Origin of the sequence: Prochlorococcus sp. MIT 1201 (assembly GCF_047303415.1) — a bacterium.
Taxonomy (GTDB): domain Bacteria; phylum Cyanobacteriota; class Cyanobacteriia; order PCC-6307; family Cyanobiaceae; genus Prochlorococcus; species Prochlorococcus marinus_D.
The window spans coordinates 2167385-2187878 of record NZ_CP138947.1 but is presented as its reverse complement, the minus strand read 5'-3'; the positions used below and the strand labels follow the sequence as shown (position 1 = coordinate 2187878).

Annotated in this window: 23 protein-coding genes; 10 read left to right on the top strand and 13 right to left on the bottom strand. The window is 49.3% G+C overall.

Going from position 1 to position 20494, the window contains the following annotated elements; genetic code table 11:
- Positions 1-19: 19 nt before the first annotated feature.
- The gene (locus tag SIB41_RS10645) at positions 20-220 is read right to left on the bottom strand and encodes a hypothetical protein (RefSeq protein ID WP_413358818.1); all 201 of its coding nucleotides are present in this window, start codon (positions 218-220) and stop codon (positions 20-22) included.
- A 195-nt stretch (positions 221-415) separates the two neighbouring features.
- Here SIB41_RS10645 and SIB41_RS10640 point away from each other — a divergent pair, with 195 nt between their 5' ends.
- Positions 416-676, top strand: coding sequence for a Nif11-like leader peptide family natural product precursor (locus SIB41_RS10640; RefSeq protein ID WP_413358816.1), 261 nt, complete (start codon positions 416-418; stop codon positions 674-676).
- A 38-nt stretch (positions 677-714) separates the two neighbouring features.
- On the opposite strand, the gene SIB41_RS10635 is transcribed toward SIB41_RS10640, so the two are convergent.
- The 4 genes from SIB41_RS10635 to SIB41_RS10620 form a co-directional block, all read right to left on the bottom strand.
- On the bottom strand, positions 715-1044 hold the full coding sequence (locus SIB41_RS10635; protein WP_413358814.1) for a hypothetical protein: 330 nt from the start codon (positions 1042-1044) through the stop codon (positions 715-717).
- A gap of 138 nt (positions 1045-1182) precedes the next feature.
- A complete protein-coding gene (locus SIB41_RS10630; RefSeq protein WP_157859772.1) occupies positions 1183-1359 on the bottom strand; it encodes a hypothetical protein in 177 nt (58 codons plus the stop codon).
- Positions 1360-1435: 76 nt separating this feature from the next.
- Positions 1436-2350: a hypothetical protein gene (locus SIB41_RS10625; protein WP_413358812.1), complete on the bottom strand. Its 915-nt coding sequence runs from the start codon at positions 2348-2350 to the stop codon at positions 1436-1438.
- Positions 2351-2515: 165 nt separating this feature from the next.
- The gene (locus SIB41_RS10620) at positions 2516-3949 is read right to left on the bottom strand and encodes a site-specific integrase (RefSeq protein ID WP_413358810.1); all 1434 of its coding nucleotides are present in this window, start codon (positions 3947-3949) and stop codon (positions 2516-2518) included.
- A gap of 496 nt (positions 3950-4445) precedes the next feature.
- Between SIB41_RS10620 and SIB41_RS10615 the strand changes: the two genes are divergently transcribed.
- From SIB41_RS10615 to SIB41_RS10595, 5 genes are all read left to right on the top strand, one after another.
- Positions 4446-4727 (top strand): CCRG-2 family RiPP, encoded by a 282-nt coding sequence (locus SIB41_RS10615; RefSeq protein ID WP_413358808.1) that lies wholly within the window; start codon positions 4446-4448, stop codon positions 4725-4727.
- 118 nt (positions 4728-4845) lie between these two features.
- Positions 4846-5040, top strand: coding sequence for a CCRG-2 family RiPP (locus SIB41_RS10610; protein WP_413358807.1), 195 nt, complete (start codon positions 4846-4848; stop codon positions 5038-5040).
- Positions 5041-5119: 79 nt separating this feature from the next.
- On the top strand, positions 5120-5344 hold the full coding sequence (locus SIB41_RS10605; RefSeq protein WP_413358805.1) for a bacteriocin: 225 nt from the start codon (positions 5120-5122) through the stop codon (positions 5342-5344).
- Positions 5344-5535: a bacteriocin gene (locus SIB41_RS10600; RefSeq protein WP_413358802.1), complete on the top strand. Its 192-nt coding sequence runs from the start codon at positions 5344-5346 to the stop codon at positions 5533-5535. Before SIB41_RS10605 ends, SIB41_RS10600 begins: the two co-directional genes overlap by 1 nt.
- A 342-nt stretch (positions 5536-5877) precedes the next feature.
- On the top strand, positions 5878-6132 hold the full coding sequence (locus tag SIB41_RS10595) for a CCRG-2 family RiPP (protein WP_413358800.1): 255 nt from the start codon (positions 5878-5880) through the stop codon (positions 6130-6132).
- A gap of 748 nt (positions 6133-6880) precedes the next feature.
- Here the strand turns inward: SIB41_RS10595 and SIB41_RS10590 are convergent.
- Complete coding sequence (locus tag SIB41_RS10590; protein ID WP_413358798.1) at positions 6881-7108, bottom strand: recombinase family protein; 228 nt, start codon at positions 7106-7108, stop codon at positions 6881-6883.
- Positions 7109-7298: 190 nt separating this feature from the next.
- The gene (locus SIB41_RS10585; protein ID WP_413358796.1) at positions 7299-7616 is read right to left on the bottom strand and encodes a hypothetical protein; all 318 of its coding nucleotides are present in this window, start codon (positions 7614-7616) and stop codon (positions 7299-7301) included.
- A 294-nt stretch (positions 7617-7910) separates the two neighbouring features.
- Between SIB41_RS10585 and SIB41_RS10580 the strand changes: the two genes are divergently transcribed.
- The gene (locus SIB41_RS10580; protein ID WP_413358794.1) at positions 7911-8189 is read left to right on the top strand and encodes a galactose oxidase; all 279 of its coding nucleotides are present in this window, start codon (positions 7911-7913) and stop codon (positions 8187-8189) included.
- A 47-nt stretch (positions 8190-8236) separates the two neighbouring features.
- Positions 8237-8416, top strand: a complete 180-nt coding sequence (locus SIB41_RS10575; RefSeq protein ID WP_413358792.1) for a hypothetical protein — start codon at positions 8237-8239, stop codon at positions 8414-8416.
- A 1339-nt stretch (positions 8417-9755) separates the two neighbouring features.
- Here the strand turns inward: SIB41_RS10575 and SIB41_RS10570 are convergent.
- From SIB41_RS10570 to SIB41_RS10560, 3 genes are all read right to left on the bottom strand, one after another.
- Entirely contained in the window at positions 9756-11237 is a 1482-nt protein-coding gene (locus SIB41_RS10570) for a protein adenylyltransferase SelO (RefSeq protein WP_413358790.1), read from the bottom strand.
- 58 nt (positions 11238-11295) lie between these two features.
- A complete protein-coding gene (locus SIB41_RS10565; RefSeq protein WP_413358788.1) occupies positions 11296-11592 on the bottom strand; it encodes a hypothetical protein in 297 nt (98 codons plus the stop codon).
- 648 nt (positions 11593-12240) lie between these two features.
- Positions 12241-14571 (bottom strand): RelA/SpoT family protein, encoded by a 2331-nt coding sequence (locus SIB41_RS10560; RefSeq protein ID WP_413358785.1) that lies wholly within the window; start codon positions 14569-14571, stop codon positions 12241-12243.
- A gap of 55 nt (positions 14572-14626) precedes the next feature.
- Between SIB41_RS10560 and SIB41_RS10555 the strand changes: the two genes are divergently transcribed.
- Positions 14627-16243, top strand: coding sequence for an ABC transporter ATP-binding protein (locus tag SIB41_RS10555; protein WP_413361521.1), 1617 nt, complete (start codon positions 14627-14629; stop codon positions 16241-16243).
- 399 nt (positions 16244-16642) lie between these two features.
- On the opposite strand, the gene SIB41_RS10550 is transcribed toward SIB41_RS10555, so the two are convergent.
- Genes SIB41_RS10550 through SIB41_RS10540 form a run of 3 tightly spaced genes read right to left on the bottom strand, consistent with a single transcriptional unit; the run spans position 16643 to position 18863 of the window.
- Positions 16643-17617 carry an RluA family pseudouridine synthase gene (locus SIB41_RS10550; protein ID WP_413358783.1) on the bottom strand — a complete coding sequence of 325 codons (975 nt, stop codon included), beginning with the start codon at positions 17615-17617 and terminating at the stop codon, positions 16643-16645.
- Positions 17614-18483 carry a ribosome biogenesis GTPase YlqF gene (gene ylqF, locus SIB41_RS10545; protein WP_413358779.1) on the bottom strand — a complete coding sequence of 290 codons (870 nt, stop codon included), beginning with the start codon at positions 18481-18483 and terminating at the stop codon, positions 17614-17616. The genes SIB41_RS10550 and ylqF overlap by 4 nt, the downstream gene beginning before the upstream one ends.
- Positions 18480-18863 (bottom strand): universal stress protein, encoded by a 384-nt coding sequence (locus SIB41_RS10540; RefSeq protein ID WP_413358776.1) that lies wholly within the window; start codon positions 18861-18863, stop codon positions 18480-18482. The genes ylqF and SIB41_RS10540 overlap by 4 nt, the downstream gene beginning before the upstream one ends.
- A 134-nt stretch (positions 18864-18997) precedes the next feature.
- Between SIB41_RS10540 and SIB41_RS10535 the strand changes: the two genes are divergently transcribed.
- Positions 18998-20203 carry a phosphoglycerate kinase gene (locus tag SIB41_RS10535; protein ID WP_413358773.1) on the top strand — a complete coding sequence of 402 codons (1206 nt, stop codon included), beginning with the start codon at positions 18998-19000 and terminating at the stop codon, positions 20201-20203.
- Positions 20204-20494 lie beyond the last annotated feature (291 nt).

Below are 20494 nucleotides of genomic sequence, written 5' to 3'. Positions count from 1 at the left end.
TTACTGCTAATCAAAAAAACTAACGCCAGGCTGAGCGGGCACCAACTGGCGTGATTGTGAGGGATAGAGAGGAAGGTCCAATCCCGTTGAAAAACGTAACGTCTACTTGACCCTCCATCCAAATTCGGGTTTTTATGTTCTTAGAAGCAAAAATGCTCGTGCGATCCAGCCCCTGAGTGGTGCGAAAGGGTAGTGCTCGGGCGACAGATGTAATCACCATGGCCCATCTGCTTGTGGATAGACTGTTGGACAGATGCGAATGGACAATCACTGTTGGTGTCTACAAAGCTTTAACCCCAAAGCTCCCTGCAATTGTAGGGGCTTTTTATTTCTTCAATGACTTCCCTATTCGCTTAAAACGGCATCCGATAATTGCCAACCTATACTTACAAATAACAATCAATTTCTAAACCAAATGTCAGAAGAGCAACTCAAGGCATTCCTCGCCAAGGTTCAATCAGACGCCTCATTGCAGGAACAGTTAAAGGCAGAAGGTGCAGACCCTGTTGCTATTGCAAAGGCTGCTGGGTTCACGATTACCATAGAAGACTTACAAGCCGATCAACAAAACCTCTCTGATCAAGAGCTCGAAGGTGCAGCTGGGGGTGGTGGCTGCAGGAGGGATGCATCAGTCGGCGACAGATTGCGATGCAACGACCTTTGGAGCAAGGTGTAAATGGCATCCGATACCTGGCAAGAACTTGATGATAGAAACTAACCAATCCTTACATTGTTCAACCAGTCCAACATCTCCTGCTTTTTCTTTTTAAGTTCAGCTGAAGAAGGCTTACCAGGTTTAGTTGGATTAGGTTTGGCATACGGAGCTTCCAATCGGTTGGCTCCTTTTTTATGTGTTGGTTTAGCTGTTGTTTTTACAGTCTTCTTTGATGTCTGTTTGATTGGTTTATTAATACTTAGTGGTAGTTGAGTATTTAGTTCTTGTTGCTGTAGCTGCTCTATTCCAGGTATTAGTAGCTGTTGAACTTTAAGTTGTTGTCCTGCGTTGGAATGTGCTTTCTTGGAACGTAATGATTTAGTAGGCATGTATTGATCAGTTTAAGCAGTTAAGGAAGTTGTATTTAAGATGGTGGTTCACTCGCTCGCTTTGCTCGCTCGTTCACCTCACCATCATTCATAGGGAGCTAAAGAGCTGTTGTGTCTTGCGTGAATGGTGTGTGGTCCTTATGAGCAGAGCAACCTCTCCAACCTGTTCATCAGATGAGTGTGATGCAGATAAAGGTGTTTGATTGTCTCTGTGTCTTTCTCTTCTTGTGCTTCTAGCAACATCTTTTCGTAGATGCCGACTTTGCTAAGCATGGAGCGGCAAAGCTTTTCTTTGGCTGTCGTGAGTGTCGTCATGGTGTTGGTATGTCTATGTTGTCTTTCCTCTTAGAGTAGGGGGATAGGTGTCTTTTTCTAGTGCTTGCAAGGGTTTTCAGTCAAGAGCATCAAAGAAGCGCTTGATGATTAGTTCTTCTGGTGTGAGGCGCTCTCGAGGTTGTTGAGCCATCAGCTGTACGGGAGTAGTCGTTGGTTGATTTGCGTTGTCTTGAGTCTCTTCTCTAATCCCCTCTAGCCATTCATCGAGCATGTCATCTGTCATTTGAGGTTCTAAGGCTTCTGCTTGTTTTCGTTGTTGCTCTTGTTGCCAGATCTCAGTTGCAAGCTGCTCATCCCAAATCTGGTAAGAGATCATGATGCGGAAGATCTCCTCTTCTTTTTGATCTAGAGCTTCTGTGTCTTTGAAGTCATTGATGATCTGATCGATGAGATCGTCTGCATCTAGCTGCAGCATGGCGTCGATCGTCGTTAGCTGTGCTTGATCGCCAAGCGGCTGCATCATCAAACCCCGTTGTTCATAGAGCTGCTTGTCTTTTTCTTGGCCCAATGCTTCTGCTTGTTGGTAAGCAGCCTTGGCTGATGCTTTGAGCCTTGTGAGTTTGGATGGCTCGCCTTTGTGCGTTTGGCTCCATTGCTTAGCTAATGAATCTTGAGAGAGCTTGGCAGTGTCTTGCAGCTTGGTGATGGTTTCATCTTGGATGGCTTTAGCGAGCCAGATGATTGCAAGCCTGAGGATTTCTTTGTCTGTAAGTTCGAGTTGATACGCTAAGCAGATTGCCTGATGCTTTTCTGCTTTAGGAAGACTGACTGAGAGAGGTCTAGAGCGACCTGTGTGGCCCTTGTTTGTTGTTGACGCTCTTGCGCATCTAGAGGCGCTTTGCAGGGCCTTAAAGCCGCTTCTGGAAGCCTCGTGTAAGGCGATGCGAATGGCTTCCCTTTGATTACATTGAAGAGAGTTAGCAAGACCTTCTAGCATTTGATCTTCTTGCGCAGATAGCATCGTTGTCATGCGTGCTGCACACTTTTGAGTGGATTGAATGATTGGATGCTTTGAAGAATCAAAGCGATGCTGCTTGATGGGAAAGAAGGCCTTGGACTTTGATGTTGTATTGAACTTGTTTTGCTTGCTTTGACCCATGAGTTCGTGTTGGTGATACGTGTTTTATTGTTTGATCTAACCAATCCAATGGAGGTGATTTTCTGCAGCTTTAATTGTCTTTCTGCCTTTGCTAAGTAGATCTGTTGCTTCATCGGCTCGGTAGTGGAAGTAATGGTCTTCTATGTATTTCATACTGGTGTCGGTGTTAGCTGCAATCACAGGAACTGGTACACCGGCTTTAAGACGCATGCTGATGTGAGTGTGTCGAAAGCTGTACCAGGTGAGGTTCTTGCCGGAGTGGATGTTGATGCGCCTTTGGTTGTTGCTGTCATCATCGGCCCAATCGGCGAGTCGTGCCTCTACTAATGCCTCAGCGAAGGCGTCTTTCCAGATGCGTTCACTAAAGGCTTGGCCTGTCCGTTGATTGACAAAAAGCAAGTCGTCGGGCTTTTTGAATCTGGTGATATCTCTGAGGGCCTCAAGGTGACGAGCGATGGGAGCAGAGATGCGGTAATAGCGCGCTGTTTTGGTGTTCTCTGGCGGTACCTCAACAATGATCCATGTCTTCCTTTCTGCTTTGGGGATAGCAGTGTTCTCTGAGATGTGCTTCCACTTGATCTTGCGTAGGGAGCCAGGACGGATGCCGCTATCCATCGAGATGCGCATCGCGTAGTAGATGAGTTGCCGATGGATGAGCTGTGCTGCAGAGCGGGGCGAAAGGCCATCAACGCTGACGGTTGTGATGTACTTGCCGCTGGAATCTTTGAGTAGCTGACCTTGTTCATCGAAAGTGCGTTGCAAGCCTTTGCTCCACCAGAGCCGGCTGCTTTTTTCAAGCTCTAACCACTCTTTGTCTGAGAAGTCATCACGGCGGTGCTTTTGGTCTTTCGGCAGCTTGATGCGTGGGATCTCAGGAAGGCTCTCTCGTGTGACAAAACCATGGGCGACGCCGACTTCCTCAAAGGCACGTTTAAGGGCAGACATCTCTTGGAGGATGGTGGTTTGCACTGGGATCTTTTTGCCGATTTGTATGGCTCGTTCTTTGCGCCATGTCTCGTAGTTCAAAAAGGCAGAGCGCCGAAACTTGTGAATGGGCTTTTTGTCATCTCCGACGTAGTCCCTGAGCCAGCGCATTTGATTGGCAAGTAGCCTGTAGCGAGCAGCTGTAATCCCTTGCAGTGGAATAGAACTGATCTTCTTTTGTTCTTTGGCTAGGAACTGTTGAGCCATCTCAGCGAATGAAATCGAACGGATGGCTTCTCCGCGATCAGCTTTTGCTTTTAGATCAATGAAAGTAGCGACACCGAGCATCCAGGCATCGTCTTGACCAGAGAGATCTGGTTTTGGATATGTCCCATTGCCGTCTTTTAAGACCCGTAGATGTCTACCCCCTGACTCACGGTCATAGAAATAGAGGTACCACCGACCATCACGACTGCCATTCCTAAACACAAAAGCGTTGGGATCGGAAGGAATTGCCTTCTTATCTAGGGCCCAAGACTCCGCCATTGTTTGAGGATGAAAGGAGGCGCTTGTTAGCGCGTTGTCAGCAGTGTCATGACAAAGGCTGAGCTGCAAGGAGCTCTTTGCCTTTGTTAGCACCATGTTAGCGCAAGTTGCATCACGTATAATCCCTTGTAATAACTAGGTTGTGACTATTAGGTGCGCATCAACGCCGATTACACTACCTAGGCTGAGAACTACTGTACTGGAAGGCTTTTGAGGGGCTGTCAAATAGGCGCTTACGCAATGCTTACGCTGAATACGGACATAGGCCGACAGGCCATTTGTTGTCTACTAGTAATGACTCAACGAACCTTGCTTGCCTTAACAGATCACGTCTCAATGAAATAGACGTGCGTTGCAGAGGGGCTATGGGGTCAAATCGGGCTTTCTACATACGTTATATCGCTTCAGATATTTGTGTCGTGAAACCTAAGCTCGATCTGAAATTATTTTTTCTGGTAATTTCTTCGGCAAGGTGTGACCAACATCACAACTAGCAATGATTCGGATCAATGACGTAGTAGAGGAATTGGTAGAGGATGTGCTTGTCAGAGGGAGATTTCCCTCACAAAAATTTAAACCAATGACTAACAACGAACTTACGATTGAAGAGCTACATTCCATCAACGGTGGTGGTGTATTTGCGAAGTTGGACGGCTTCAGTTCAAGAATTTCACGCTCAAATCAACGGAGAGTGATTATCCATCCAGATTATATTATTGATCCTATTCATAAAGTTGGAATTGATGAAGTATCCGGTCCATTGCCGGATCCAATGTAGATCCTGTAACTAGTAGAGTTTAAGTGATCAGGTAATCTCAGTCAGTTTCCTCCAATATTCCAGTTCTGGTAAATACTCTCAAGGTTAGCTATACTAACTATGAGAGTATTTGTACCTAATGACTGGCCCAAAAGAAAACGAAGAAATCAACGAGGAACTATCTATTGACGAACTAAAAAGTGTTAGTGGTGGATTGAGGGGTCAGGGTTCATCTGGAGATACAGTAAAAGGGGGCAGTTCAGAGGATTTTTTAGCTGGACAAGGTTCTGGTTCTGGGATGACGTTAAAAGATTGGAAGAAAGCAACAAGATAGGTATTGGTGGTGAATAATACGGTGAGTTGTAGTTAATCCTCACGTTATTCAACCATTCCTGCATCTCAAGCACAAACTAATGACTGACCCAAAAAAGACAAACGAAGAAATCAACGAGGAACTATCAACTGATGAATTGAAGAATGTTAGTGGTGGTCTTATGAACTGTGAAGTAAAAACCACTCTTCCTTCTGATGTTCCTTCTCCTTCCCCACAAGGTTCTGGTTATGGAGGGACACTTGAAGACTGGAAGAAACAGAATGGATATAAACTGAAAGACGTCATCATCACTAGTTATTCCTAATGACTGAACCCAACGAAGAACTCAATGAGGAACTCTCAACAGATGAGTTGAAGAGTGTTAGTGGTGGAATAATGGTTCCTGGTGAAGGGACTAATTTGAAAGGAAATGGTCCACATGGTTCTGGGTCAGGGATGACACTGAAAGAATGGGAGAAATCAGAGGGAAGAATTTATGGAGGAGCAGGACACTAATGAACTCATCACTAACCAAAAGAGATGGGATCTACATAGGTCTTTTCCTTCTCTTGATTATTACTCAAATTCCACAGTCAGTAAGGAACCACAAGATAAATGTTTGTAGAGATAACATGGAGAAATATTTTGATTACCAACGGGAGAGAAAGACAAAACAGTGGGATAAGAAGATGAAGGAATTGTTTGATGAGACCAGACACTGTAGACACTTTCTAGACATTGAAGGTGGCCGTAATAGTCGTGGCCCCTTCTTCCGTCACTAACCTTCTTTTCTTTCGACCTTAATTTCTGGTAAAAACTCTAAGAATGATTAGACTATGTTGAGAGTATTGACACCTGATGACTGACCCCAACGAGACCAACGAAGACATCAACGAGGAACTCTCACTAGACGAGTTGAAGAGTGTTAGTGGAGGTCTCAACCTTCCTCAAGGACAATCCGGTAATCCCACATTTCCCAATCTAAATAGTTTTGATTTCGGTGGTAATAACAATGTGAGTCAAGACAATGAATCACATGGAAGTTCAACCACCGAAGGGAGGTTCAACCATACATTTAGAGATATTCCCGATGGTGGATTGATTACTGGCTGATGGAACCCTAACGACTGGGTTCTTCACCTGTTTGAGGACCAGGAAGGGGGTTGTAAGATTCCCTTCCATCCTGAACTGCCTCCGATAGGTTTCGAAGTCTTACAGACGGTTCTGTTATTACAATACATAGTATAAAAACCTAATGACTGACACTGAAGAAAGAACAGTAAAAGATTGGAATGAGAGAAATGAATCATAGAGAGGATTGGGTAACTGAAAAACGAGACAGGATTATTGAAAGTAGTAAAGGGATGGAATTCGACGAGGGATCAGTCTCTGTTGGTGTAAGGAGTCTCATTGGTAATCTTCGTTGCTTGTTTCGTGTTCTTGAAATGCAGTGCTTTCTTGCTGCGTCCGAGTCCATAGTCAGAACACCGCAGTCATTTTTCTCTTTGTCATCTTCCTCCTCCCTCTCGTAAATGATAGAAAGTTTCCTCGCGCCTCACAACAATACCCTTGTATTCAGGTTGGAACGATTTCATCCAAGTATGTATTGCCATAGTGACTGGCAAGACCCCCCCCCTTGATATGGAAGACAACTTTTTTCTTCTTTTTGTCTAAGAAATGTGGTGGAAGGTTCAAGCTGCTACTACCTCTTGCTCCACGATGATCCTTCTGATGGTGGAGAGAGCAAGACCTGTTTGCTCTCTTATGAATCTGTAAGAGAACTCTTCCTTGCTAATGCGTAGTACCAGCCCTTCTTGGACGCGACTGGTCTTAGGTCTACCTCCCAAGAACTCACATCTGTTTATTTGCGGTGTTGGATGCTCTCAAGTGTTCTCTTTCTGGTCAATGAGAGCTCCACTTTTGCAAGATCAGAGAGCAGACCAAGAAGCACAGGCGCGAATTTGGCTAAAGCTCTGGTGTTGATCAGCCCATTGAGGGTTCTGACGTGGATGCCTTGCTGCGGCAGGTCATGGATGTGATTGAATACCTCGACTTGAGTTCTGCCGCACCTATCTATCTTCGAGGTCACAAACTCATCGGCACATCTCCATTACTCTGGAATACTGATTGTGGATATAGGCAGCATTAGATCTTGAACCGATAATCAGAGTTAAGCAGTGATAAAGAAGCATGAGAAAGGGCGCCAAAGTCGATCAGCGCCCATGACAAAAAAACTGCTTAGTTAGGAGTATAGCGCCTCTAGCTTAATCGATGACTAATTAATCTTCTGCATTTTCAAATTGCTTTGCCAATTTGAATGCCTTTTTGATAATTAGATAGGCTCCGTATAGCCCAGCGATTAAGGGAAGAACAACTAATGGATTAGGACTGTAGTTGGAATAATCCTTTACACCATCGACGTATTCAATCCCAGAACACTGTAGATAGAAGAAACTTGTAAAAATGATCCCCCATCCAATGATTGCAAGAATTCCTCCTTTTTTGTCGCCCTCATAAAACCTATCTAAACCCCATCCCCAACCAATGCCTAGTAAGACACCTCTTGTGACTGCATTTTTTTCTTGCTTGCGAAGCATTGTTCAATTAATGGTTAATGTTCGCACCAAACATAACTGATTCTTTCTGATAGTGTGTAAACATGTAAAAATACCCTCTAGGCCCAGGGCGCAAAAGGCCCGTTTGGGTGGTATGGAAAAGGCCTGAGATTATGCCGAAGTTGCTTGCATGAAGGACCATGCTGCACTTGCTTAACAAGCACCATTGCACTGCGGGATTCCTTCGAGCACTTGAGATCAGAACAGTCACTTCCAATCACTTGACCCAAGCAGCCTGTTTGAGTTAGTACAGGAGTACTGGATGCGAAGGGCTCGATGGCACGGTTCTCAGGCAGTCAACTATCGCCCATTCCTTCTTCTGACCCAGAGGAGTGGCAGTGCATGGATGAGGGCACTCTCAAAACCTCGCGATCAGGAGCAGTGTGCATGACCTGTAATCACTTCCGCTATGCAGTCGGGAAGCAGTGCCAGACCTTGTTGACCTGTCCTATTCATCAACGCTTGATTCCTCAAGGAGAGCACCTCAACAGCAAATGCCATCAATGGATCATCAGAAGGGAGCTGGAGGTTGGATGGGCACCTGAAGTTGCATAGCAAGAGGGTTCGGTAGAAGATCAGATGCATTCAATAAAGCAACAACGATGTCTCTGGTACCTCGCTGGGAAGTCATGACCGATGAGGCAAAGGCAATCACCAAGCGGATTGCTGTTTCAGCCTTGCTAGTGCTGCTTGCCCTTTGGTTTGTCAGAGCATTGATTCCATGGGTGATCGTCGCGATCTGCGGTTACTGGGCATATCGGTGGTTGGCGAAGAGCACTTAAGAAGGTTGGGATGAGATGAGTTGGTTAGTTGTCGTCGATATAGGAATCACGGCATCCAGTCATTACCCAAGGCAGCTTTAAGTCGCTTTCTGCCTGTTGAGAGCGCTTCTGTTGCCCGCTTGGCTTCATGGCTCTGGTGGCCTCGACTCAGCACAAGTAATTCACCCTAAAACATCACGTTTCATTCAAATAGCCTTGCATGGAACAGTGGCTACGGGGTAAAAACGTCATTCTCCATAGGTATCCAGTTTCCTGGATTGGTTTTATTTTTTTGAATCTCCCTACAAGGTGTGACCAGCTTCACAAGAACGTGTGATTGGGGATATCACATCGGTTGTTGATTTAGAAGATGGTGTGTTTGTCAGAGGGACATTTCCCTCACAACAACCTAAAGCTAATGACTAATGAAGATCTGAGTCTTGACCAAGAACTTACTCAAGAAGAATTATCGATGCTGAATGGAAGTCGAGCTTATCGACTTCATGCCAACTTTCCTGGGGCAATTATTTTGGCGTACAAAGATTGGCTTGCTCAGAAGGGAGCAACCGGGAACGGAGGCTACTATCTAGATGGAGTTTGGATTATGGCTTAAAGTCAGCACTTACTCTCAGAATTTCAGGAAGCCAAGCCGCCAGGCTAAACAAAATCGGCACTACATAGCCTAATTATTCCTTATCATCACCCCAAACTAATGAATTTAATTAACACAATCAAGCTCAATTCTCAATCTCAGATTGTCGAGGAAGAGTTAACACCTGCCTTGCTAAAAGTTGTGCATGGTGGATCTGGAAGGCTTGCTAAAGCAAGGGTCCTTGATTCCGAATGGCTTTTAAGCACTGGAAGTCCTGGTCCCTTTTTTCCTGGCCCAAATGAAGACGAGCTGAATTTAAATATCGACCAATTAACGCATAGGGCAATGCATCAGATGTCACAGTCGCAAACAGTACTTCGGATAAAGAATTACTTTTAGCGCCTCTCATGGTACTTCTAGTCAATTCAATTCAATTCAATTCATGCCCTGCCGGTTTGGGCAGGGCTTTTCCTGAGTCATTGGCATGTTGCCAGGTATTGATTTTTGACTCTTGCATACGTAGACGTTCATTGGACATGATGGCTGGGTTGGGGGTCCTTAGAATAATTTAGAGAATTGTCGCTCTATTCTCTATATGTGAATTGTTTCCTTGCAATGCTCGGATCGCATCATTCAATCATGTGATGTTAATACACATCTTCTTGGCCAGTTTTTTTCTTAAGTCATGGCTTTAGCAAGTGTTGCTACATCAACCAATGATGACGTTGCTCTATGTCTTGAATCAGATCACCCCATCTGAAACTGTGATTACTCCACACTGATGGTTTTCAACCAAGTCTGCAAAGGCTGCCAATTATCATATTGATCGATTGCGTGCCAAAACTCCTCAATCACAGATCGAATTGGTGTTTTGACAAGATTCCAGCGCTGCAATCGCGCATTGATGGCTTGTGCCTCAGCCGGCTCAGCAGAGACAGCTTCCCGTTGCTGAGTCCACCAACGATCTCTCCAATCCAGCCAGACTTTCCTTGCAGGTTCAGCACCATCTAAGACCACTGGCAACAAAGCTTCTGGCTCTTCCGGTAACCCCTTGGTCGATATTTGAGCAGCAAGGCCTGCAAAGAAGGCGCCATAACCAACAGGCCAAGCGGCGAGGAGTGCAAGAGTTTTACGCACGGCATCATCACCACCATTATCATTGTCATTGCGACCAAAACGACTCGGAAGACCGAGACGACGCTGCATGCAAGCTCTATAATGAGATTGGTAAATTGGAGCAAATGTTTCTAATGACTGTTCCATTGGCTGCCGTGGCAGCAGCATTGCCAATGGTTCTTGCAGCAGGCGCAAGTTGTTATGGCATATCCCAGGTTGTCGGCCATAGGCATAGAGGCCTGTTTGATCAAAATAAGCAGCAGTAAATCCAGGCTCCCATTGATCCAAAAAGGCGAATGGACCGTAATCGAAACTTTCTCCCAGCAGAGACATGTTGTCGGTATTGAGAACGCCATGGGTAAAACCTGCTGCCATCCACTCCGCCGTTAACCTGGCCACCCGTTCAACGAGTTCTGCGTAGAAAGCCAGCAACTGAGCTTCGATCGCCCCAGCAGCATTGCCTTCTTGAACAGGATAGGCAGCGGCAATCTGCGGATAATAGACATCAACCACATGACGCAACAACCGCTTTAGGCTCTGAGCATCCCGCAAATGCAGCAGCCGCTCACAAGTGCCAAAGCGCAGATGCGTGCGTGCCATACGCATCATCACTGAACTGCGAGTCGGAGAAGGCTCATCACCTCGCCAAAGCTTCTCCCCGGTTTCCACCAAGCAAAGAGTTCGGCTCGTGGTGACGCCTAAACGGTGCAGCGCCTCACTGGCGATGATCTCCCGCACCCCCCCTTTGAGGGTCAGCCGACCATCCCCTCCACGGCTCCAGGGAGTTGTACCAGATCCCTTAGTGCCAAGATCCTGAAGCTGTCCAAATCGATCACGCAGTTGACCATAAAGGAAGCCTCGACCATCCCCAAGCAATGGATTGTATGTACCGAATTGATAGCCGTGATATCGCAGAGCTAATAACGGAGTACGAGCCTCAAAACAACCATAAGCCTGCTCCAGATGATGATCCTCTACGGCGTCAGGCTCAATCCCAAGCTGCCTAAGCAAGGCATCATTACGGAAACGCAATTCAGTGCGCGGAAATCGTGCAGCATCGACCACATCCCAATACTCAGAGCCCAGACTTTCAATCTGCGGCTCAAAGTTCAATGCGAGTAGCAAGTTAGTCAATCCAACACAAAGCTGTCGTTACAGCTTGTTCTCGAATTCATAGACAGCCCTCTGGCATTCATGGCCAACATTTTATTCCCCTGCTTAGCCACATAGCAGCGGTTGAAGGAGTCCTCATCATTGTATCGCCCAAAATACCTGCCAGAGCAAGGCAGTGCTTCCTCGGTAATCTTGATGCTAACTCAAGACTTTTGTCTGATAGATTGTAGCGGATGATTCTAAAATCTAATTCACGAGCTCTGCTGATATAGAGGGCGCTAGGAAAGTCTTTGATGACAGGGCTAGCGGAAAATTTTGTGTCAATCAATTGATCTTTAATATGATTCCAGTGCCAAAGAATGAGCCAGAAACTCATCAGCTAGAACCTTGCAGTTCCCCCACTCCCAGTACTTAGGGCTCTCTATTCGTTGGGCAGCTTGGCTATCTTGTGATTATCTTTAATAGAGTCAGTGACTAAAATGGTGAACAGCGCAAGGTCGCTTAGTGATCGTAGAGATCGATTCGTTAAGGGTACATCTACTCGGTAAGATGCTCTTGACATTTGCTATTAGAGCCTGGCCCCCTAGCAAGCAGGATCAACGTGAGCGATTGCAAGAAGACCTAAAACTAAGTTGACTGATCAAAAGCATCGCTTACGATTCCATTGCTCTGATCTCATTTAGAAATCAGAGCAATCGCCGTAGAGATAACAATCTCCAGGCTTCTCAATGCGCGCTGTATTGCCTGCAGTCATGCTTTGGGAAACAGCACGTAGAGACAACCTCTAAGCCATTAGGCAAGGAATAGATCAGCCAAGACGCTTGAGGGCCTGAAGCAGCAACGCAGGGGAATGGCTATGTAGAAAGGGCATGGAGCTAGACCCATAAAGGAATGGCACGATGCGAAACAGTTGCTCATATGGCAGAGATGCCTCCCGGTAGTAGACGTAGAGACCAGTTCAACCAAGAAAGGAACGGCCACTAAGAGACTCCCAGAGGCTTTTGCCTGTTTACATCGCGCTGTTCTAGCTCAAGCCAGTGCGGGCTATATCGAGAACATCGGCCATCGAGCGAATCTGATCCATCATTGAGACCAGCTGAGCAGCACTGTTGAGCTCAACCCGCAAATCAATGCAGGCGGGTTTGCCATAGGATGTTTTAACCCTGGCATCACTCACATTGATGTGGTGATCTGAAAGACGCATCAGGATGTCTTTCAGAATTCCCACTCGGTCAATCACTTCAATACGCAACTGCACTGGGAATCTCTCGCCTTCGATGAAGGCACCTTGATTCCAGCGCACCGGCAATCGTCTTTCACTTGGGATCGAGCCAATATTGACGCAATCCTGCCGGTGAATCGTGATGCCGTGATTACCAAGAGCAACCGTGCCAAGGATCGCTTCTCCTGGCAGCGGACTACAACAGCCGCCCAGGCGGTAATCAAGGCCCTCCACGCCAAGGATCGGTACGCCATCAGACGCAGACAGCCTGGCTGGGCTTGACTCCACTTGAGCCACAAGCCGTTTCGCAACATTGACATTGCTGAGTGGTTGCTCAGGCTCGACAGTCTGAAGACGGATTTCTTCTCGCAAACGATTCAGCACTTGCTGCAAGGTCAAAGCTCCAAAACCAAGCGCCGCAAGCAAATCCTCTGTAACCGGTAAATTGCAGCGTTCTGCCACGCGAGTCATCGCTTCGCTACTGAGCAGGGCATCAAAACCATTGCGACCGAGTTCACGCTCCAAAAGGTCTTTCCCCCGTTGGATCGTTTCATCACGATGGCTTCGCTTATACCACTGACGGATGCGATTACGGGCTGTGGGAGTAGCCACAAAGTTCAGCCAATCGAGGCTTGGATGCGCTGTTTTGCTGGTGAGAACTTGCACGAAATCACCGTTCTCTAATGAGGTCGACAATGGACAAAGACGATCATTAATGCGCGCACCATGGCAATGGTTGCCAACCTCTGAATGAATCCGATAGGCGAAATCAACAACGGTTGAGTCTTTGCGCAAGCCAACTACATCGCCTTTAGGAGTAAATACAAACACCTCCTCATCAAACAAGTCTTCTTTGATCGAAGCAAGGTAGTCGTTGTGGTCAGCATTGCCTCCTTCTTGTTGCCACTTCACTAGCTGACGAAGCCAATTAAACCGCTCCTTATTAGCGGCCGCTGGGGATCCACCTTCTTTGTACTCCCAATGAGCTGCAATGCCGAATTCAGACACACGATGCATCCCTGGAGTACGAATCTGCACCTCAATGGGCCGATGCTTGCCGATCACCGCCGTATGTAGCGATTGATAGCCATTGGGCTTTGGTAAACCGATGTAATCCTTGAAACGTCCGGGAATAGGCCGGAAGGTGTCATGCACGACAGCCAAGGCGCGGTAACACGTCTCCACACTGGGAGCGATAATCCGCAAAGCCGCTACATCGAAGATCTCATGGAAGGCTTTTTGTTGGCGCTGCATCTTGCTCCAGATGCCATAGAGATGCTTTGGTCGCCCACTCACTTCACAAGTATCAAGCCCCGCAGAGGCCAGTCGTTCGGTTAACAGTTCAACCGTGTTCGCCAGACGGTTCTCCCGTTCACTGCGCTTGGTAGCCACCTCTTGCTGAATCTCTCGGAAAGCCTCAGGTTCAAGAAGCTTGAAGGCCAAATCCTCGAGTTCCCATTTGAAGCGACCAATGCCGAGGCGATTGGCTAGAGGTGCATATATCTCGCGGGTTTCACGAGCAATGCGCTGCTGCTTATCAGCCTGCAATGAGCCAAGCGTGCGCATGTTGTGAAGCCTATCGGCCAATTTCACCAGCACCACGCGGATGTCGCTGGCCATTGCCAGAAACATTTTGCGCAAGTTCTCAGCTTGGGCCTCAGTGTGGTTCGTGAAATTAATCCCCCCCAGTTTGGTGACGCCTTCCACCAGTTCCCGTACTTCAGCGCCGAAATAATCTTCCAGTTGCTCTGGGGTTAAATCGGTGTCTTCCACCACATCGTGAAGGAAACCTGCAGCGATCACGCTGGCGCTAGCGCCGATATCCCGCAACAGATCAGCCACTGCCACGGGGTGAACGATATATGGGTCACCACTGGCTCGAAATTGCCCCTCATGTAGCTGAAAGGCCAAATCAAAAGCTGCTGCAAGTAGGGCTTCTGAATCGATTGGGCAACTCTGCCCAAGCCCAGGAGGAATGTGCTTAATACAGTCTTTCAACCATTCCGGCAAGGCAATGCCGTAGTCATCAACACTGCTGAACGGATGTGTCCTGATCTCGGGCAAACCACACACCTCTGAACCACAGCCAGCATTGGCCTGTGTTGACTTTGGGGCAGTGGTGACGTTGGGCATCCGACCCAGCGGATCAATCCATGGTATTCAGTCTCAAGACTCCGTGCTACTAACGATGCCCAGCTCTTCAGAGCAGGTACTCGAGCTCAGCCAACTGCGCATGCGTTATCCCCGCAGCGCTGATTGGACACTGGATGGACTGAACCTAAGCATCAAGTCAGGAGAGAGACTCGCCCTGGTGGGCCCTTCAGGCTGCGGCAAGAGCACCGTGGCCAAAGCCGTACTGCATCTACTTCCGCCTGGCAGCATTTGCCAGGGGGGGTTGCTACTGACCGGCCAAGATCCAAGACCATTGCAACAGAAGCGATTGCGGCAACTGCGTGGTGAAGCGGTAGGTCTGATTTTTCAGGATCCAATGACCCGCCTTAATCCGTTGATGACGGTGGGAAAGCATTTGCTTGACACTCTCAACGCCCACCAACCAGAAGCTACCCCCAGCTGGCGAGAGCAGCGGGCCGAGGAACTCCTGGAGCGAGTGGGAATCGGGGCGAACCGGTTCCGCGCTTACCCCCATGAATTCAGTGGCGGCATGCGTCAGCGGCTGTCCATTGCGCTAGCAATCGCCCTCAATCCCCCTCTGGTCATCGCCGATGAGCCCACCACCAGCCTTGATGTCGCCGTGGCTGGTCAGGTTATGGCCGAACTCAGCAACCTCTGCGAGGAGCTCGGCAGTGCTCTCATGTTGATCAGCCATGACTTGGCGATGGCAGCTCGCTGGTGCGAGCGCATGGCCATTCTCGATGGGGGGCGCATGGTGGAAGAGGGCCGGAGCGACGAGCTGCTTTCTTATCCCCGCTCAGCCATCGGCACTCGGCTGGTGGGTGCGGCCAAGGCGCGTGAAGGCGGAAGCACTCCAACTTGCTCGAATACCGCTGCGGTCGTTTTAGAAGTCAATGCCTTGCGCTGTTGGCATGCTCTGGGAGGCTGGCCTTGGGCTCCGACCTGGCTCAAAGCTGTTGATGGAGTGAGCTTCAACATCCGTGCTGGCGAGAGCCTTGGTGTGGTTGGAGCATCTGGCTGCGGCAAAAGCACCCTTTGCCGGGCTCTCATGGGTCTTACGCCGATCCGGGGTGGTCAGGTGCATCTCCAAGGCCACAACTTGCTCAGCCTGCAAGGACAGCCATTAAGGCAAGCCCGTCAGGCCTTGCAGATGGTTTTTCAAGACCCCCTCGCCTGCCTCAATCCAAAAATGACGATCGCAGAAGCCATCGCCGACCCACTACTCATCCATGGAATGACAAGCCGAGCCGAAGCAAGGCAAAACGCGCGGAAGGTACTCGAGCATGTGGGCCTCAGCCCAGCAGAGGACTATCAAGATCGACTGCCTCGCCAGCTCTCTGGCGGCCAGCAACAACGCGTCGCCATTGCCCGAGCCCTCGCCTTAAAACCGAAGGTGCTGATTTGCGATGAGAGCGTCAGCATGCTGGATGCGGAAATCCAAGCCGAGGTGCTGGCTCTATTGCGTCAGCTTCAGAAAGAATTGGGGCTAGCGATGCTTTTTATCACCCACGACCTCTCGGTTGCCAGTGGTTTCTGCCACAGATTGATCGTGCTCGACCATGGGCAAATCGTTGAGGAAGGACCCGGCGATCAGCTCTTTCAGAAACCCCAAGCAGCGATTACCCGCACACTCGTAGAAGCCTGCCCGAGACTGCCAAAAACAATGCATTAAAGGCATGCCAAAATAACGACAAGTTCTTAAATAACGCCTTTCGAACTAGATTATTATCTCCAAAATTAAAGACTTAACATGTAATTTAGGCGTTCTGGCATGTGTTTGCTCTCAATTGGTTTCCGTCAACAGTATTGCCAAAAGTTCAGGAATTGATAGTATGAAAAATGATTTTTTGAGTTAATACTTGAGGCGGGCAGCGACTATCTGAGTAAACAGATCAATTTACAGTGATCACAATAGAACAGATTAAAGACGTGCTTTGCATTGGTCTAATGAAAGCAGAAAAAGCCAAAAATCAAGTGAATAGAAGCTTATTGCCCTTGACACGAAGTCATCAAATAAAACTAAAATCTTTTGAGTTTGGAGTAGGTGCAATTATCTCGCACCATTCAAGACTTAGGTTGTGCCTGTTCGTCGACGCAACACTGTCAAAAGCTTCTCAAATAGATCTGGTAAAGGTGCCTCAAAGATCATCCGCTCACGGGTGAGTGGATGATCTAAGCCAAGCTGCACTGCGTGAAGGATCTGGCCAGGTAAATCCATCGGCAATTTGCGGCAGCGGCTGTAAATGGGATCACCAACTATTGGATGACCAATGTGTGCACAATGAACACGAATCTGATGGGTGCGCCCCGTGTCAAGCTTGAAACGCAGCAAGGAATAGTCAGCTAATCGTTCAACCAACGTCCAATGGGTGCAAGCATGACGGCCTCCGTCTTCAGTTGCCACGGCATATTTTTTGCGATCCACCGGATGGCGACCAATCGCTGCCACGATCGTGCCTTGCTCGCCAGAAGGAGCGCCATGCACGACAGCCAAATAGTTGCGCGATGCAATGCGTTTCTGAATCTGTTCCTGCAGTTTCACCAATGCCTCCTGACTCTTGGCAATCACGATGCAGCCAGTGGTGTCTTTATCGAGACGATGCACAATGCCTGGTCGCAACTTGCCACTGATGCCAGGCAGGTCAGAGCAATGATGCAAAAGACCATTCACTAACGTGCCGTTTCGATTGCCTGGAGCTGGATGCACTGTGAGGCCCGCAGGTTTGTTGATCACGATCAGATGTTTATCTTCAAACAGCACATCCAGCGGCATCTCCTCCGGCTGCAGATAGGGCAGCGGTTCCGGTGGTGGCATCCACAACTCCACCTCGTCGCCTTGACGCAAAGGAGTCTTAGCTCGCCCGGTGATGCCGTTGACACGCACAAGACCAGCCTCAATAAATTTTTGGATGTGTGAACGGCTCTGCTCCGATCGCTGGCTTACAAGCCAACGATCCAGTCGCATCGGCAAGGGCTTGGGGTAGTGCAGCTTCAGCAATTCACCCTCACCTTCCCCGAACGCCAATGTCCGTTCGTCCAATGTCATGGCAACGGCAACTCCAGTGCGATCGGCCCTAACAGTGCTCGGCGAAAGTCATCCAAAAGCCGTTGGGCCATTCGCCCTGTATCACCCGAGGTGTGGTGTTCGGCAACAGTCATCAACCAAGCATGGGCATCAGCTTGATCACCGGCCAAGTTGATGCCGTAACGCTGCTTAAGGATCCCTGCAACCACCCCAGCCGCCGCTTGCTTCTCCAACACAGTCAGTGTCTCCAGCAACGCGAGGGCCACCAACTCAACGTCATAGGCGGCCTGGCCGATGTCATCGCAAAGGGCGAGATGCAAAGCCGCCTGTTGGTCATCGAGGCGGGGTGGCAAAACGCCTGGGGCATCAAGTAAGTCAAGGTCTTGACCCAAGCGCACCCAGCGCAGGGTGCGGGTCACGCCAGCGCGACGAGCACTCTCCACAACTTTCTGACGGACCAAACGATTGATCAGGGCGGACTTGCCCACATTGGGAAACCCTAAAGTGAGGGCCCTTACAGGGCGTGGTCGCATACCACGGGAGCGGCGGCGCTGATTGAGCTGATCCCCAGCTCGTATGGCTGCTTGTTGAACCTGCTTAACACCTGTGCCAGCCTTGGCATCACACCACCAGGGGGTTTGGGCTTGGTCACGGAACCAACGATCCCAAGATTGTTGAGCCGCAGAGGAAATCATGTCGCGGCGGTTGATCACTAGTAAATGCTGCTTGCCCTTAATCCAGCGCTGCAGCTGCGGATGAGCAGTGGCTATCGGGATGCGAGCATCCCGCACCTCAATGACAAGGTCAATTTTGTCGAGATTCTTGCTGAGCTGTTGTTCCGCCTTAGCGATGTGGCCTGGATACCACTGAATTGTTGGAGTGCTCACGGCACTACCAGCACCGGACAAGGGGCCAACTGGATCACCCGGGCTGCTGTGCTCTCGCTATCGCCATCCAAATTGACACCGCGCGTGCCCATCACGATCACATCCACATTTAATTCATCAGCCACATCGCAGATCACGAAGGCAGGCTTACCTTCTCTCTCCAACACTTCACAAGCAATCCCAGCCTGCTCGACTTGCTCTCGAGCCCGTTTCAACAGAACTGCCACAGCCTCAGGATCATGCATTTCAGGCCGCTCAGCCTGGACCACAGACAGGATGATCAAACGGCTGTTATTGCTTCTAGCCAGTTCCAAAGCCTTGCTGGCTGTTTCCATCGCTTCTCGGCTCTGATCAATCGGGAAGAGAACGGTTTCAAACATGTGTTTGAACTAAATGCTTGCTTCAATCTTGTCTTGGCGCCAACCAGATCAGTTCGCCGGCCCATCAAGGCAACCAGCCAAACAAAACACGGGTTAATGTCAGCGGGTTTTTCTTACCGTACGGCACAACCCCCATGGCGAAGCGTTCACTGTCCAGTCTCAGCGGAGCGGACCTACGCAGTAAGCGTGTGCTGGTTCGGGTTGATTTCAACGTGCCTCTCAATGAGAACGGCGCCATTACCGATGACACCCGCATCCGTGCTGCACTGCCCACGATCAATGACCTGATCGACAAAGGTGCTCGGGTGATCCTCTCGGCTCACTTTGGCCGACCAAAGGGTCAAATCAACGAAGGCATGCGGCTCACACCAGTAGCAAAACGCCTCAGCGAACTACTGGGTAAAACCGTGACAAAGACCGAAAGCTGCGTCGGTAGCGACGCCGAAGCCAAGGTCAATGCCATGGCCGATGGAGATGTCGTACTGCTCGAGAACGTGCGCTTCTTCTCAGAAGAAGAAAAAAACGACGGCAACTTCGCCCAAAAGCTCGCAGCACTTGCTGACGCCTATGTGAATGACGCCTTCGGTGCTGCACACCGTGCCCACGCCTCTACAGAAGGTGTCACGAAATTCCTCAACCCCAGCGTTGCAGGCCACTTGATGGAGAAGGAACTTCAATACCTTCAAGGTGCCATCGACGACCCCAAGCGACCCCTTGCAGCGATCGTGGGTGGGTCCAAGGTCAGCAGCAAGATCGGCGTGCTGGAAGCCTTGATCGACAAGTGCGACAAGGTGCTGATCGGCGGCGGCATGATCTTCACGTTCTACAAAGCGCGTGGCCTTTCAGTCGGCAAGAGTCTGGTGGAAGAGGACAAGTTGGAACTCGCCAAGGAGCTAGAGGCCAAGGCCAAGGCCAAGGGGGTGCAACTGCTTCTGCCCACTGATGTGGTTCTAGCCGATGACTTCGCCCCCGAGGCCAATAGCCAGACCGTATCCATCGACGCCATTCCCGATGGTTGGATGGGACTGGACATTGGCCCCGACTCAATCAATCTCTTCCAAGACGCATTGGCTGACTGCCAAACCGTGATCTGGAACGGCCCCATGGGCGTGTTTGAGTTTGACAAGTTTGCCACCGGCACCAACGCCATCGCCACAACCTTGGCGGACCTCAGTGGCAAGGGTTGCTGCACAATCATCGGTGGTGGCGACTCCGTGGCTGCTGTTGAGAAGGCTGGCCTCGCCGAGAAGATGTCCCACATCTCCACCGGTGGTGGCGCCAGCCTTGAGCTGCTGGAAGGCAAGGTGTTGCCAGGTGTCGCCGCTCTCGACGACGCCTAAGCAAAGACCTCGCTTGTGTTCTTGGGCCATTGCCTTGCATGACGGCAATGGCCTCCGCATTCATTAGCTCTGATAAGACCTCTCGAGCAAATTGCCGGCGGAATACCGATCTAACAGCGAACCTTCATCCCAGCAATCGCAGGGCGCATTAACAGCGAAGAAGATTGCAACTGGCTAGATGATTCATCGCCTTGCGAGCTTTGAGCTGCCCGAGTGCAAACCTGCAAACTCTTGTAGGTCAAACTCGTCGAGCATCACGAGGCAAGATCCTCATGTTGCAGGCTTGAAGCA

What these genes read in the sequence shown, in the direction of transcription:
- SIB41_RS10550 (WP_413358783.1), bottom strand. Translation starts at nt 17,617, where the DNA reads ATGACATTGGACGAACGGACATTGGCGTTCGGGGAAGGTGAGGGTGAA.
- SIB41_RS10535 (WP_413358773.1), top strand. Translation starts at nt 18,998, where the DNA reads ATGGCGAAGCGTTCACTGTCCAGTCTCAGCGGAGCGGACCTACGCAGT.
- SIB41_RS10580 (WP_413358794.1), top strand. Translation starts at nt 7,911, where the DNA reads ATGGCACGGTTCTCAGGCAGTCAACTATCGCCCATTCCTTCTTCTGAC.
- SIB41_RS10585 (WP_413358796.1), bottom strand. Translation starts at nt 7,616, where the DNA reads ATGCTTCGCAAGCAAGAAAAAAATGCAGTCACAAGAGGTGTCTTACTA.
- SIB41_RS10630 (WP_157859772.1), bottom strand. Translation starts at nt 1,359, where the DNA reads ATGACGACACTCACGACAGCCAAAGAAAAGCTTTGCCGCTCCATGCTT.
- SIB41_RS10645 (WP_413358818.1), bottom strand. Translation starts at nt 220, where the DNA reads ATGGTGATTACATCTGTCGCCCGAGCACTACCCTTTCGCACCACTCAG.
- SIB41_RS10595 (WP_413358800.1), top strand. Translation starts at nt 5,878, where the DNA reads ATGACTGACCCCAACGAGACCAACGAAGACATCAACGAGGAACTCTCA.
- SIB41_RS10575 (WP_413358792.1), top strand. Translation starts at nt 8,237, where the DNA reads ATGTCTCTGGTACCTCGCTGGGAAGTCATGACCGATGAGGCAAAGGCA.
- SIB41_RS10610 (WP_413358807.1), top strand. Translation starts at nt 4,846, where the DNA reads ATGACTGGCCCAAAAGAAAACGAAGAAATCAACGAGGAACTATCTATT.
- SIB41_RS10640 (WP_413358816.1), top strand. Translation starts at nt 416, where the DNA reads ATGTCAGAAGAGCAACTCAAGGCATTCCTCGCCAAGGTTCAATCAGAC.
- SIB41_RS10540 (WP_413358776.1), bottom strand. Translation starts at nt 18,863, where the DNA reads ATGTTTGAAACCGTTCTCTTCCCGATTGATCAGAGCCGAGAAGCGATG.
- SIB41_RS10600 (WP_413358802.1), top strand. Translation starts at nt 5,344, where the DNA reads ATGACTGAACCCAACGAAGAACTCAATGAGGAACTCTCAACAGATGAG.
- SIB41_RS10620 (WP_413358810.1), bottom strand. Translation starts at nt 3,949, where the DNA reads ATGGCGGAGTCTTGGGCCCTAGATAAGAAGGCAATTCCTTCCGATCCC.
- SIB41_RS10565 (WP_413358788.1), bottom strand. Translation starts at nt 11,592, where the DNA reads ATGAGTTTCTGGCTCATTCTTTGGCACTGGAATCATATTAAAGATCAA.
- SIB41_RS10560 (WP_413358785.1), bottom strand. Translation starts at nt 14,571, where the DNA reads ATGCCCAACGTCACCACTGCCCCAAAGTCAACACAGGCCAATGCTGGC.
- SIB41_RS10605 (WP_413358805.1), top strand. Translation starts at nt 5,120, where the DNA reads ATGACTGACCCAAAAAAGACAAACGAAGAAATCAACGAGGAACTATCA.
- SIB41_RS10615 (WP_413358808.1), top strand. Translation starts at nt 4,446, where the DNA reads ATGATTCGGATCAATGACGTAGTAGAGGAATTGGTAGAGGATGTGCTT.
- SIB41_RS10555 (WP_413361521.1), top strand. Translation starts at nt 14,627, where the DNA reads ATGCCCAGCTCTTCAGAGCAGGTACTCGAGCTCAGCCAACTGCGCATG.
- SIB41_RS10625 (WP_413358812.1), bottom strand. Translation starts at nt 2,350, where the DNA reads ATGACAACGATGCTATCTGCGCAAGAAGATCAAATGCTAGAAGGTCTT.
- SIB41_RS10635 (WP_413358814.1), bottom strand. Translation starts at nt 1,044, where the DNA reads ATGCCTACTAAATCATTACGTTCCAAGAAAGCACATTCCAACGCAGGA.